This is a genomic window from Streptomyces sp. NPDC058371 (assembly GCF_042723265.1).
In the GTDB taxonomy this organism is placed as follows: domain Bacteria; phylum Actinomycetota; class Actinomycetes; order Streptomycetales; family Streptomycetaceae; genus Streptomyces.
Window position 1 is genome coordinate 89391 of record NZ_JBHXJC010000010.1, and the last position, 12953, is coordinate 102343.

Sequence of the window (12953 nt, forward strand, 5' to 3'; positions counted from 1 at the left end):
GGATCCCATCATCATGGTCGTGAAGCAGACAGGCGATGTCCGCATTCACACCTTCGTCTCCTCCTTCATGTACGGCAATATCGCGAACGCCACCCATGTCATCGAAACCAGGAACCAGCTGGTTCTCGTGGACGGACAGTTCCTCGCTCCTTATGCAAGGGCATTCAGGAACTACGCAGACAGCCTCGGCAAGCCGATCGAAAGGCTGTACCTCTCGCACCGGCATCCGGACCACTGGTTCGGCCTGGGAACCGCGTTCAGCGACATCCCCGTCTACGCGTTGTCGGAAACGATGAACTTCATCCAGGACCATGGGGAGGAATCGATAAATGACCACTGGAAACTCGGTGACCTCGCCCCGGACCACATAGTAGTCCCCAAACAAGTCGTCGGCCCCGGCGAAGAGACGATCGACGGGGTCAGGTACGTATTCGACCGAGTAGTGGACACCGAAATCGATTACGATCTCACCATCAAGCTTCCCGAGCTAGGAGTGTATTTCGCTCAGGACCTGATCTACAGCGGCACCCACCTGTACCTGACGAAACACATGGGCCACTGGACTCGGGTTCTGCAGGAGATGCTGACCTCGGACTACGAGTTGTTCATGCCGGGCCACGGGTTGCCGGCGGACAAAAATGAGGTCGCTCGCAATATCGAGTACCTTTCGGCCGCACGGCAGGCAATCGGCGACGGGCTGACGGGCGACGCCTTCAAGAACTTCATGCTTCAACGGTATCCGGAACGCCAATGCCAGGGGATATTCGACATATACATGCCCCGGCTGTTCGGCGGTGCGAGCGACTACTGACCACGGAGGTCTCCAGCCATGAATGAGGGCTGCACGGTAGGACAGTACCTGGTAGACCGGCTCCGTCAGCTGGGGTTGGAGCATCTGTTTTCCATCGCGGGCGACTATTCGATAGACTGGTTGAACCGGTACGTCACGCCGAGCAGCATTCAAATCATCGAGGAAGTCAACGAGGTAAATGCCGGCTACGCGGCGGACGGATATGCGCGGCTGAAGGGCATCGGGGCCCTCTGTGTCACCTACTCAGCGGGCGCGTTGTGTGCCGTGAACGCTGTCGCCGGCGCGTACGTCGAGAAGGTTCCGCTCGTGCTCATCAACGGCACACCGAGCATACAGAAAACCATCACCTTCGAGCAGACCGGTTTCAGCGCGCATCACTTGATCAGCGGGCGCGAAACGGATATGCAGTCGTTCGAGCACATAACGGTTGCCGCGATACGAATCGACAAGCCGGACCTTGCACCGGCGCTCATAGATTATGCACTGACCCAGTGCATAAGCGAACGGCGGCCGATTTATATTGAGCTTCTCCAGGACATGGTCGACTTGGAGTGCGAGCCACCGAGGGGCGTTCTCAAGCCGGCCAGAACCTTTTCGGATGAGACCAGCCTGAAACAGTCGGTCGAGCGGATCTGCGCAAGGCTTGAAAGCGCTGAGAACCCGCTCATCTGGGTCGGGGTGGAGGTCGACCGGCTCGGCCTTCAGGACAAGACCACGAGTCTGCTGCAGCAACTGAACGTCCCCTTCGTCACGGAACTCCTCAGTAAGGCCGTCCTCTCCGAAGACGACGAGCTGTTTGTCGGCGTGCTCGACGGCCAGGCATCATCACCGGCCGTGGCCGATCTGGCGGCGACGTCCGACTTTGTACTGGCCCTCGGCGTATGGCTGACAGACATCAACTCGTTGGGCTGGAACCCGGACTACGACAAGACCGCATTCGCGTCCTTCGACGCGGTCAAGTTCGGAACCTATTTCGGCGGACAGGTCGCCCTGGAACACCTGATAGACGGCCTACTGGCCGAAAAGATCACGCCCAAAGTGCGGCAACTGCCGAAGAGGCCCACTCGTAGCACACCGACCGTGGGCGCGTCCGACGTGATCACGTACCAGGGTTTCTACAACTTCATACAGCAGTACATCGACAGGAACACCATCGTCGGCAGTGATGCGAGCATGAACTACTTCGGGAGCCTGCTGCTCGATGTGCCGGGGCCCGGAGGATTTGTCGTTCAGTCGTCCTACTCGTCGATAGGCTACAGCGCGCCGGCTGCGACGGGCATCTGCCTGGCAAAGAGGCCGGACCAGAGGGTGATGGTCTTCACCGGTGACGGCGGCTTCCAGATGACCGCCCAATGCCTCTCGACGCAGACGCGCTTCAAGCTCAACCCGATCGTCTTCGTCATTGACAACGGCGTCTATGCCGTGGAACAGTGGCTCGCCGATTCATCGGTTTTCCATTCCGACAAGGCGTTCTACAAGCCGTGCGTCCTGCACCGATGGAATTACAGCGTGCTGTCAGAGGTGTTCGGTTGCCAGGGATGGGAAGTCGGCACGTACCGAGAGCTGAGGGATGCCATGGCGGGTGCTCTGAAGAACTCGAGCAGTCCATCCATCATCCAGGTCCGAGTGCCCGACAAATCGATCCCCGACAACGCCAAGTGGAAGACCCAGTAGTAGGGCCGGGAGTAGATCCCCGGAGTCCGGAGGATCGAGGGCGGCGGCGTCCAGCGCATCTCCGTCGACGCGTGGGAGCAGGCCACGGACGACGGCCGCGTGCGGCGCCGGCCGGATGTCGGTGAGGGGGCCGGCCGGGAAGCCGAGGACGGCCGGGACGGGCTGCGGGGCCTCGGTGGTCCCACCCCTCGCGGACACACCGGCCCGGCGCAACCGGGGCGTCGTACCCCCGCGGGTCAGCCCGTGGTGATCTTGACTGTCCAGGCTCCGGAGACCGCGTGGTCCTCGACCTCGACCCGGACGTTCTCCCCGGGCACCTTGAAGCTCTCGCCGACCGCTACCGGGGCGTCCGCGAGGGGCGGGTACACCGAGTCGTCCCAGCAGCCCTCCGAGTGCGGGTGCGCGTCGACGACCTCGACCGGGCCGCCGCCGGACTCGGTCTCGCTGCGCACCTTGTAGACCAGGACCCCCTGCGTACAGGTGGCACTGTCGTTGCCCGACGAACCGCGCGCCTCGAACGCGAGCGCGCTGTCGGGGCCGGTGCGGATCACCGCCAGCTTCGTGCCGCGCCCGGCCCCGAAGGGCTGCGCGTCCAGGCCGACGGCCGGCATCCCCGTACCGATGACCTGCGGAGCGGAACCCACCACCCGCCCGCCGGAGCCCACGACCTGCGCCCCCGGGCCGATGATCCGCGGACCTGCCCTGACGGTCCCCGTGTCCGGAGTCAGCACCTGCCCGTCCGTGCCGACGGGCTGCCCCTCCGAGCCGGCGCCCCGACCAACCGAGCCGGGAGACTGCCCACCGCCGTCGGGAGGCTGTCCGCCCCCGCCGAGTGGACGGTCGCCCGAGCCGAAGGATCCGTCGGCAAGCGCCCCGTCCGCCCCGGGTGCCCGGGATCCCGCCGGACCCGCCGGCGCCACCGCCTCCGTGTCCGCGGGGCCCTGCGCCAGCGGCTCCAGGGTGAGCCGCGTGGTGCCGGTGCCCTGTACGCACGCCACCTGGGGCGGTTCCAGCCAGCCCAGTTTCCACTTGTGCCAGCCGAACAGGTCCGGTGAGAGGCCGAACTGACTGCCCATGAGGTCCCAGTCGCCGACGTACGTGTCCCAGTCGCCCTTGCCGTCCGTCGGGCGGTGATAGAGGTCGGGCAGGTCGAAGACGTGACCCGTCTCGTGGGCGAGGACCAGGCGGTCCGGCGGATGCTTCTCGAAGACCGTGACGACCCGTCGGATCTGCTTGCCGTCGGCCCGCATCGGGGTGTCGAGATTGACGACCTTCGTCGCGTCCGAGTCGACGCCCGGCGCGTCCGGGTCGGCCACGAAGTAGACGATGTCGTACCGCGAGAAGTCGACCTGCCCGTCGGCCGCCCGCAGCGCGTCGCGCAGATAGGCGCCGCGCCGCGCGGAGTTCCAGTCACGCCGTATGGCGTACGAGGTGGAGGGGTGCGGCATCCGGATCCACTGGGGCTGCGGATGCGGGCGCAGCGTGAACTTGCCGTACGAGGCGCGCTCGAAGAAGCGGCTGGTCGCCGGGAAGTAGTCGGCGGTGAGCTCCGCGGGCGTCGTCGTCGGGGCCGAGTCGGGGAAGGAGAGGAAGACCAGCACCGCGTTGAGGGGCCGGGTGGGCCGCGGATAGGCGGTGTTCCAGGTGTCGACGCCCTCCGAGTGGTGGGCCGGCGTGCGCTTCAGGGTGCAGGGGGCGGCGAGCGGCTCGGCGAGCGCGGGGCCGGTGATCAGGGACGTCGCGGCCAGCGCGGTCATCGAGGTGAAGACGGCCGCGGTGCTGCGCAGCCGGGGCGCGCCCTCACGGGTGAGGCCCTTCAGAGCATCACGAGTGAGCCCCTTCAGTGGGAGCGGACGCGGCACGTCGACCTCCGGATGCGGTTGTCAGGACACCGCACCCAGCCTCATCTGATTTGTCATACTTTGCCCTGTTTGTCTGCACCAGAAGAGTGAGACGCCCTGACGGCCGACACCCCCGAACACTCACAGAACGTCACAAGCGATCGCCGCAGGAGGGAACCGGTCCCAGCGCGGGCAGAAACGATCTGTCAGAAGGGGTGGTTGTTCCGGGACACTGGACAGTGGCTGGAAGGCCTTTGGGCCAACCTCTATGATCGGCACACTTTCCTGCACGGCCACGGCTTGTGCGGCCGTCCCCCATTCGGCCGAACACCCCGACGAGACCCATACGAAGAACGAGTGCACTGCGGGAGTGAGCGGTGAGCGGAACGTCCGAAGGGCCGGCGCCCGCGGCAGACCTCGTCCGGCCGGCCGTCACAGAGCGTCACATTGACACACCTTCTCGTACGGCCATGCCTTCGCGACTGCCCGACGAGGCACCCGAGGGAGTCGTCGCGGGACCGGCCGGCGGACCTGTCCGCGCCGCGTTCGCCGCCGCCCCTCTCGCCATGGCCGTTGTCGACCGCGAAGGCCTGGTCGTCAGCGCCAACGAGACGCTGGGCATGCTGCTGGGCACCGGCGCGGACGCCCTCGCCGGGCGGGTCGCCGCCGACCTGGTGGACCTGGCGTCCGACGCCCGCACCTGGCACGCGTACCGCGAAGTGCTGCGCGGCCGGCAGGCCCGGCTGCGCTGCACGCGCCGGATCAAGCACCCCGACGGACACTCCCTCTGGGTTCAGGTGACGATCGCGCCCCTGCCTCAGGAGGAGCGGGCCGTCCTGCTGTCGGTCGCCGACATCAGCGCCCGCCGTGAACTCCAGGCACGGCTGCGCCACTTGCAGATGCACGACCCGGTGACCCGGCTGCCCAACCGCACCCTGTTCTTCGAGCGCCTTTCGGCCGCCCTGGAGGCGGAGGCGTACGAGGAGAGCGGCACCGGCCGGATCGGCCTCTGCTATCTGGACCTGGACGGGTTCAAGGCGGTCAACGACACGCTCGGGCACCGCGTCGGGGACCGGCTGCTCTCCGCCGTCGCCGAACGCCTGACACGCTGCGCCGACCAGGCGGGCCACGCGCGCGGCGCCGCTCCCCTGGTGGCCCGGCTCGGCGGCGACGAGTTCGCGCTGCTCGTCGAGGACTCCACCGGCACCGACCAGCTGGCCGACCTCGCCGAGTCCGTGCTGCGGTCCCTGCAGGCGCCGTTCGACCTGTCCGGCCAGCGGCTGTCGGTGTCGGCCTCCATCGGCGTCGTCGAGCGCCACGCGGCCGGAACCACCGCGACCGGTCTGATGCAGGCCGCGGACACCACGCTGTACTGGGCGAAGGCGGACGGCAAGGCCCGCTGGACGCTCTTCGACCCGGAGCGCAACGCCCACCGCATGACCCGGCAGGCCCTCTCCTCCACGCTGCGGCCCGCTGTCGAGCGCGGTGAATTCGCCCTCGAATACCAGCCGTTGGTGAGCATGGAGGACGGTGGGGTGCGCGGGGTGGAGGCGCTGGTGCGCTGGAACCACCCGCAGTTCGGCATGCTGACGCCGAATCGGTTCATCGGACTGGCCGAGGAGGACGGCTCGATCGTGCAGCTCGGCCGCTGGGTGCTGGCCACCGCCTGCCGCCAGGCCCGGCGCTGGCAGCTCGACCATCCGGACACACCGCCGATCTTCGTCAGCGTGAATGTGGCGGTACGTCAGGTGTGGGACTCCGACCTGGTCGCGGACGTGGCGCAGATCCTCGCCGAGACCGGACTCGCCCCGCATCTGCTGCAGTTGGAGCTGACCGAGTCCGCGGTGATGGGGTCGGCGGGCCGCCCGCTCCAGGCGCTGCAGGCCCTCAGCGACATGGGCGTACGCATCGCCATCGACGACTTCGGCACCGGCTACTCGAATCTGGCGTATCTGAGCCGGCTGCCGGTCTCGGTCCTGAAGCTCGACGGCTCGTTCGTCCGCGGCTTCCAGTACGAGAGCCTCGACGGCACGGACACCCACCCCAACCCGGCCGACGAGGTCATCGTCGAGGCGCTCATCCAACTCGCCCACCGGCTGGGGCTGACCGTCACCGCCGAGTGCGTGGAGACGTCCTCCCAGGCCACCCGCCTGCGCGGCATCGGCTGCGACACCGGGCAGGGGTGGCTGTACTCACGCCCGGTGGCGCCGGACCGTATCTCCGAGCTGCTGGGCGTGCCGGGTGTTCAGGCGGGCGTCGGCAAACCGTAGGCGTCCGCGATGAGTTCGTACGAGCGCAGCCGTACGTCTCCGCTGTGCGCGTTGCCCGTGATCATCAACTCGTCGGCGCCGGTGCGCTTCTGCAGGTCGTCGAGGCCGGCGCGGACCTCGTCGGCGGTGCCGTGGATGACGTTGGCGTTCCAGCTGTCGATGAACTCTCGCTCCAGCGGGCTGAATTCGTACGCCTCCGCCTCCTCCGGGGTGGGGACGAGTCCCGGGCGGCCGGTGCGCAGCCGGACCATGTTCAGGGCGGCGGCCATGACCTGGCGGCGGGCCTCCTTCTCGTCGTCCGTGGCGAGGGCGGAGACGCCGATCAGGGCGTAGGGCGCGTCCAGCAGCGCGCTCGGGCGGAAGGACTCGCGGTAGAGGTCGAGCGCCGGGATCGTGTTGCGGGCCGAGAAGTGGTGCGCGAAGGCGAACGGCAGGCCGAGCACGCCGGCCAGCCGGGCGCTGTAGCCGGAGGAGCCGAGGAGCCAGACCGGGGGGCGGTGCGGGGACTGGACGCCGCCGGGCGAGGTCGACTGGACGGGGCCCGGGACCGCGTGGATACGGGCGTACGGGTGGCCCGCCGGGAAGTCGTCGTCCAGGAAGCGGGTCAGCTCGGCGAGCTGCTCGGGGAAGTCGTCGGCGCCTTCGTTCAGGCTGTCGGTGCGGCGCAGGGCCGCCGCGGTCGCGCCGTCCGTGCCGGGGGCCCGGCCGAGGCCCAGGTCGATGCGGCCCGGGGCCATCGCCTCCAGCGTGCCGAACTGCTCCGCGATCACCAGCGGGGCGTGGTTCGGGAGCATCACTCCGCCGGATCCGAGGCGGATGCGGGTGGTGTGGGCGGCCAGGTGGGCGAGGATCACGGCCGGGGACGAGGAGGCGACGCCCGGCATGGAGTGGTGTTCGGCCACCCAGTAGCGGTGGAAGCCGCGGGATTCCGCCAGGCGGGAGATCTTGACGCTGGTCCGGAGGGCCTCCGTCGCGGTGCGGCCTGCGCCGACTGTGACCAGGTCCAGTACGGAGAGGGGGACCGGGGCTGTGCCCTGCGTCTTGCCTCGGATCTCGTCCGTGTCTTCCACCGGGGTGCCTCCTGTGTTGATGCGTCGCGCTTCCGCCGTCAGCTAACAGGAGGCTGTCTCCGCTTATTCCCCGGCGGGGCGGGGTGGGGGCTGAGGCCGGGGGTCCCTACGGGGTTTTCGCCCCCTCCGCCCCTACCCGTCCCTTGTTCCTGGGGCTCCGCCCCAGACCCCGCTCCTCAAACGCCGGAGGGGCTGAATTTACGCCTGGACCAGGGGCTCCCTGGTGAAGAGGGCGCCCAGCGTCGGAGCGTTGACGCGACGGTCGGCGAGTCGGAGTGCCTCCCAGACGGTGACCTGGTTGGCGGTGAGGACCGGCTTGCCGAGGGCCTGCTCCAAGGCGGGGAGGAGGGAGGCGGTGTGCAGGGCGGTGTCGGGGAGGAGGACCGCGTCCGCGTCGGGGTGGTCCCCCGCGCGGGCGAGGGCGAGCACCTCGTCCTCGCCCCAGGTACCGACCTCCGCGGCCGTGATGATCCCGGAGCCCCGCATCGACACGACGTCGATGCCCGCGTCCTTGAGGAAGGAGACGAAGAGCTCGGCCACGTCGTCGGGGTACGTCGCCGCGACGGCGACCCGCCGGGCCCCGATCTCCCGCGCCGCATGGGCGAAGGCGAACGAGGTGGAGGAGGCGGGCAGCCCCGCCGCACGGGCGAGGGAGCGGATCTGCTCGTGGGCGCCTTCCCAGCCGTACACGAAGCTGCCGCTGGTGCACGCCCACACCACCGCCTCGGCGCCGGACAGCCGCAGCTCCTCGACGCCCGCCGCGAGCCGGGCCGTGGAGCCCATCTCCAGCAGCGCGTCGACGCGATGGGCGTCCTCCCCGATATCCGTGTGGACGAGGGGAAGGCGGATGTCGCTGCCCAGGAGCTGCTCGATGCGCGGATAGTCGTCCTCGGCCGAGTGGCCCGGGTAGAGGAATCCGAGTGCGGTCATGCCCAACCTTCCTGTTCTTCCGGCAGTACGGGCCGCTGTCGCGCGGACTGATCGATCAGCCGCTGATAGGGCCCCACAGCCCGGGTACCCAGTTGGCGCAGTGCCGCCCACACCGTTACCTGGTTGGCCGAGATCACCGGGATCCGCAGTTCCGCCTCCAGCTGGGGGATGACGTCGTACGTCGGAAGGTTGGTGCAGCTGATGAACAGGGCGTCCGCCGCGCCTCGTACGGCTTCGTGGGCCATGTCGACCACATCGCGGTACGGGACCTTCCAGATGTGCCGGGTCAGGCCCATGAAAGCGCGCCCGGTGACCTGGATGCCGGCCTCGGCCAGATACTCCTCCAGGGACTGGGTGACCGAGACCGTGTACGGCGTGACCAGCGCGATCCGCTGCGCGCCGAGCTCCGCCAGCGCTTCGAGCAGCGCACCGGAGGTGGTGACCGAGGGGACGGCGCCCGCCCGCGTCATCGCCTCGCACATCGCCCGCTCGCCGGCGATGCCGCCGACGAAGCTGCCCGAGGTGCAGGCGTAGGCGACGATCTCGGGCGCGACCGCGTTCAGGGCGCGCACCGCCTCGCCGAGGGTCTCGTGCTCGGAGACGAGCCGGGCCAGGTCCAGGCTGACCTCGACCGGCACGAAGGGTGTCCGGGTCAGATGCAGTGAGACGTCGTCCGGCACCCAGCGCCACAGCTCGCGGTCGAGGGCGAAGTCGAAGGGGGCCACCACACCGACACCGCGCTGCGGGCGCGGTCCACCAAGGAAGGAAATGTCCAAAGCAGGCACCGGCCTCACGAACGGAAACGGGTGAGCAACGGACCGCGAACAGAGCCCGTGTTGACGAAGGTAGGTTCGGGTGCGAGCGTGGTCAATCCGCGCATCTCAGACGGCTGCGGCCGACCCACCCTCCACGATCTCGGAGACACGTTTCCGGGGCCCAGAGAACATTCACTCCAGAGAAGCGGACGCGCATTGCGAAACGGTTTCCCCCCGATGTCCGAACTCCCTTCCCCCGTGACCCTTCTCGTCCTGGACGCCGAGCCGTTGCCCCGTCTGGGCGGCCTCAGCGGCCGGGTGCGCGTCGAGCACGCCGACGAGGCGACGCTGGCCGAGCGGCTGCCGCGGGCGGATGTGCTGCTGGTGTGGGACTTCACCTCGCACGCGGTGCGCCACGCCTGGCCCGGCGAGGGTCACCGGCCGCGCTGGGTGCACACGGCGAGCGCGGGCGTGGACCATCTGATGTCCCCCGAACTCGCCGCGTCCGACACGGTGGTGACCAACGCGCGCGGGGTCTTCGACCGTCCGATCGCCGAGTACGTCGCCGCCCTCGTCCTCGCGATGGCCAAGGATCTGCCGCGCACCTGGGAGTTGCAGCGGGCGCGGGAGTGGCGGCACCGCGAGACGCAGCGGGTGGCGGGCACGCGCGCGTGCGTGGTCGGTTCCGGGCCGATCGGGCGGGCGATCGCCGGCACGCTCGAGGCCCTCGGCATCACGACGGCGCTGGTGGGACGCACCGCGCGCGGCGGCGTCCACGGCCCGGAGCAGCTGGACCGGCTGCTGACCCGCGCCGACTGGGTGGTGTCCGCGGCGCCGCTCACCGCGGAGACGGCCGGCATGTTCGACGCGCGGCGGCTGGGGATGATGCAGCCGTCGGCGCGCTTCATCAACGTCGGGCGTGGGCAGCTCGTCGTCGAGGACGCGCTCGTGGAGGCCCTGGAGAAGCGGTGGATCGCGGGCGCGGCGCTGGATGTCTTCCCGCACGAGCCGCTGGGTCCCGACAGCGCCCTGTGGGACCTCCCCGGACTGATCGTCTCGCCGCACATGAGCGGGGACACGATCGGCTGGCGGGACGAACTCGGCGCGCAGTTCGTGGAGTTGTACGAGCGCTGGGAAGCCGGCGAGCCACTGCCGAACGTGGTCGACAAGAAGCGTGGGTACGTTCCCGGGCACTGAACCTGCGCAGGGCACTGACTCCTTTGGAGGGGCGGATGACCGAGCTCACCGAGCTGACCGCGGTACAACTCGTCGACGGCTATCGCAAGGGCGAATTCAGCCCGGTGGACGCGACCCGGGCGGCCCTGGAACGGGCCGAGCGGGTGCAGCCCGCCGTGAACGCCTTCGTCCGCATCGACGCGGACGAAGCTCTGGCGCAGGCCGGGGAGTCGGCGGACCGCTGGCGGCGCGGAGAGCCGGCGGGCCTCCTTGACGGCGTCCCGGTCACCGTCAAGGACATCCTCCTGCAGCGCGGTGGCCCGACCCTGCGCGGTTCCAGGACCATCGACCCGAAGGGCCGTTGGGACGAGGACGCGCCCTCGGTGGCGCGGCTGCGCGAGCACGGGGCGGTCTTCCTGGGCAAGACGACGACGCCGGAGTTCGGCTGGAAGGGCGTCACGGACTCACCGTTGTCGGGGGTGACCCGTAATCCGTACGACGTCTCGCGCACGGCCGGCGGGTCCAGCGGCGGCAGCGCGGCGGCGGTGGCGTTCGGCGCGGGCCCGCTGTCGCTGGGCACGGACGGCGGTGGCAGTGTCCGTATCCCCGCCGCCTTCTGCGGGATCTTCGCGCTGAAGCCGACGTACGGACGGGTGCCGCTGTATCCGGCCAGCGCGTTCGGGACGCTGGCGCATGTGGGTCCGATGACCCGGAACGCCGCCGACGCGGCCCTGCTGATGGACGTGATCAGCGGCCCCGACCCACGTGACTGGTCGGGGCTCGGGCCGGTGGGCGGTTCCTTCACGGACGGGCTGGACGGCGGGGTGCGAGGGCTGCGGATCGCGTACTCGCCCTCTCTCGGCAACCAGGTCGCGGTCCGGCCCGCCGTCGCGGCTGCGGTGCGCGGGGCGGTGGAGCGGCTGGCGGGGCTCGGCGCGTATGTGTCGGAGGCCGACCCCGACTTCACGGACCCGGCCGGGGCGTTCCATGTGCTGTGGTTCAGCGGGGCGGCCCGGGTGACCCAGCGACTCGGGCCGCACCAGCGGGAGTTGCTCGACCCGGGACTCCGGGAGGTCTGCGCGGCCGGCGCCGGGTTCAGCGCCCTCGACTATCTCGCCGCCGTCGACGTCCGGATGGAACTGGGGCGCCGGATGGGCCGTTTCCACGAGTCGTACGACGTGCTGGTGACGCCGACGCTGCCGCTGACCGCGTTCGAGGCGGGGGCGGAGGTCCCCAGGGGCTCGGGCCACCGCCGCTGGACGGGGTGGACCCCGTTCACGTACCCCTTCAATCTGACGCAGCAGCCCGCGGCGACCGTTCCCGTCGGTACGGACGCGGACGGGCTCCCGATCGGTCTGCAGATCGTGGCCGCCCGGCACCGCGACGACCTGGTCCTGCGGACGGCCCACGTGCTGTACGAGGCGGGGACGGCGGGGGTGGCTCCCCCGACGCTGTAGGGCGTGTCCTGGCCCGGCACCTTTAGGCCGCCCCCGACCGGTACCTCCCCGGTGTCACCCCGAACGTGCGGTGGAACGCGTGCGACAGGGCGTACGGCGAGCCGTATCCGACCCGGCGCGCGATCGTCTCCAGCGGGTCCCGGCTCTCGCGCAGCAGGGCCGCCGCGCGGTTCATCCGCCACCAGCTCAGATAGGCCATCGGCGGGCGGCCGACCAGTGCGGTGAAGCGGCGGGCGAGGGTCGCGCGGGAGACGCCGGCGCGGGCGGCGAGGTGCGCGGCGGTCCAGGGGTGGGCCGGGTCACCGTGCAGCAGGCGCAGCGCGGTGGCGACGACCGGGTCGTCCAGCGCGGCGGGCCAGCGGGCGGTGCCGGTGGTCGCGCCGTCCGCCATCCACGCCCGGACCAGATAGACGAGGAGCAGGTCGAGCAGGCCCGGTACGGCGACGCCCGCGCCGGGCTGCCCGGCGCCGGCCTCCCGGCCGAGCAGGTCGATGGCCGCCCGGAGCTCGGGGTGCCGGCCGTCGCCGGACGGCAGATGGACGACGTCCGGCAGCTCGGCGAGGAGCGGGTGGGCGAGGCTGCGGTCGAGGCGGTACTTGCCGCACATCAGCTCGACCGCCGGGGGCCCGCCGGCCGTGTCCGGGGCGACGAGGGGCAGTTCGTGGGTTTCCAGCCAGCGGTCGAACGGCACCGCCGCTGCCGCCCGCGCCGCGTCGACGGGTGCGTCGGCGAGGAGATGACCCGCGCCGTGCGGCAGCCGGACCGCGTCGCCCGCCCGCAGCGCGAACGCCGGCCCTTCGTCGGGCAGCAGCCAGCAACTGCCCGCCAGGACCACGCGGAACCCCGCGCCTTCGTACGAGGGCAGCCGGGTGCACCAACGTCCCGTCACCCGGACCCGGTTGGCGGAGGGCTGTCCCACGCGGACGGCCGCGATGGCGTCACTGACCACGTCCATGCGGCCAGCGTAGG

At 70.0% G+C, this 12953-nt stretch carries 10 protein-coding genes; 5 read left to right on the forward strand and 5 right to left on the reverse strand.

Annotated features, from left to right (window positions below):
- The first annotated feature begins 19 nt into the window (after positions 1-19).
- The gene (locus ACFWM2_RS26585; RefSeq protein WP_383284814.1) at positions 20-811 is read left to right on the forward strand and encodes an MBL fold metallo-hydrolase; all 792 of its coding nucleotides are present in this window, start codon (positions 20-22) and stop codon (positions 809-811) included.
- Between the two features lie 18 nt (positions 812-829).
- Positions 830-2485, forward strand: a complete 1656-nt coding sequence (locus ACFWM2_RS26590; RefSeq protein WP_383284817.1) for an alpha-keto acid decarboxylase family protein — start codon at positions 830-832, stop codon at positions 2483-2485.
- A gap of 236 nt (positions 2486-2721) precedes the next feature.
- Here ACFWM2_RS26590 and ACFWM2_RS26595 read toward each other — a convergent pair whose 3' ends face one another.
- Positions 2722-4347, reverse strand: coding sequence for a M6 family metalloprotease domain-containing protein (locus ACFWM2_RS26595; RefSeq protein WP_383284820.1), 1626 nt, complete (start codon positions 4345-4347; stop codon positions 2722-2724).
- A 356-nt stretch (positions 4348-4703) separates the two neighbouring features.
- Here ACFWM2_RS26595 and ACFWM2_RS26600 point away from each other — a divergent pair, with 356 nt between their 5' ends.
- Positions 4704-6596 (forward strand): putative bifunctional diguanylate cyclase/phosphodiesterase, encoded by a 1893-nt coding sequence (locus tag ACFWM2_RS26600; protein ID WP_383284822.1) that lies wholly within the window; start codon positions 4704-4706, stop codon positions 6594-6596.
- Here ACFWM2_RS26600 and ACFWM2_RS26605 read toward each other — a convergent pair.
- The 3 genes from ACFWM2_RS26605 to ACFWM2_RS26615 form a co-directional block, all read right to left on the reverse strand.
- Complete coding sequence (locus ACFWM2_RS26605) at positions 6572-7666, reverse strand: LLM class flavin-dependent oxidoreductase (RefSeq protein WP_383284825.1); 1095 nt, start codon at positions 7664-7666, stop codon at positions 6572-6574. The two genes, ACFWM2_RS26600 and ACFWM2_RS26605, sit on opposite strands and share 25 nt — an antisense overlap.
- 198 nt (positions 7667-7864) lie before the next feature.
- Positions 7865-8596: a decarboxylase gene (locus ACFWM2_RS26610; RefSeq protein WP_383284828.1), complete on the reverse strand. Its 732-nt coding sequence runs from the start codon at positions 8594-8596 to the stop codon at positions 7865-7867.
- Positions 8593-9372 (reverse strand): aspartate/glutamate racemase family protein, encoded by a 780-nt coding sequence (locus ACFWM2_RS26615; protein ID WP_383284831.1) that lies wholly within the window; start codon positions 9370-9372, stop codon positions 8593-8595. Before ACFWM2_RS26615 ends, ACFWM2_RS26610 begins: the two co-directional genes overlap by 4 nt.
- A 216-nt stretch (positions 9373-9588) precedes the next feature.
- Here ACFWM2_RS26615 and ACFWM2_RS26620 point away from each other — a divergent pair, with 216 nt between their 5' ends.
- Both ACFWM2_RS26620 and ACFWM2_RS26625 read left to right on the forward strand, forming a co-directional pair.
- On the forward strand, positions 9589-10548 hold the full coding sequence (locus ACFWM2_RS26620; RefSeq protein ID WP_383284834.1) for a D-2-hydroxyacid dehydrogenase: 960 nt from the start codon (positions 9589-9591) through the stop codon (positions 10546-10548).
- Between the two features lie 35 nt (positions 10549-10583).
- Entirely contained in the window at positions 10584-11984 is a 1401-nt protein-coding gene (locus tag ACFWM2_RS26625; protein ID WP_383284837.1) for an amidase, read from the forward strand.
- Between the two features lie 22 nt (positions 11985-12006).
- Here the strand turns inward: ACFWM2_RS26625 and ACFWM2_RS26630 are convergent, their stop codons facing one another.
- Entirely contained in the window at positions 12007-12939 is a 933-nt protein-coding gene (locus tag ACFWM2_RS26630; protein ID WP_383284840.1) for an AraC family transcriptional regulator, read from the reverse strand.
- Between the last annotated feature and the right edge of the window lie 14 nt (positions 12940-12953).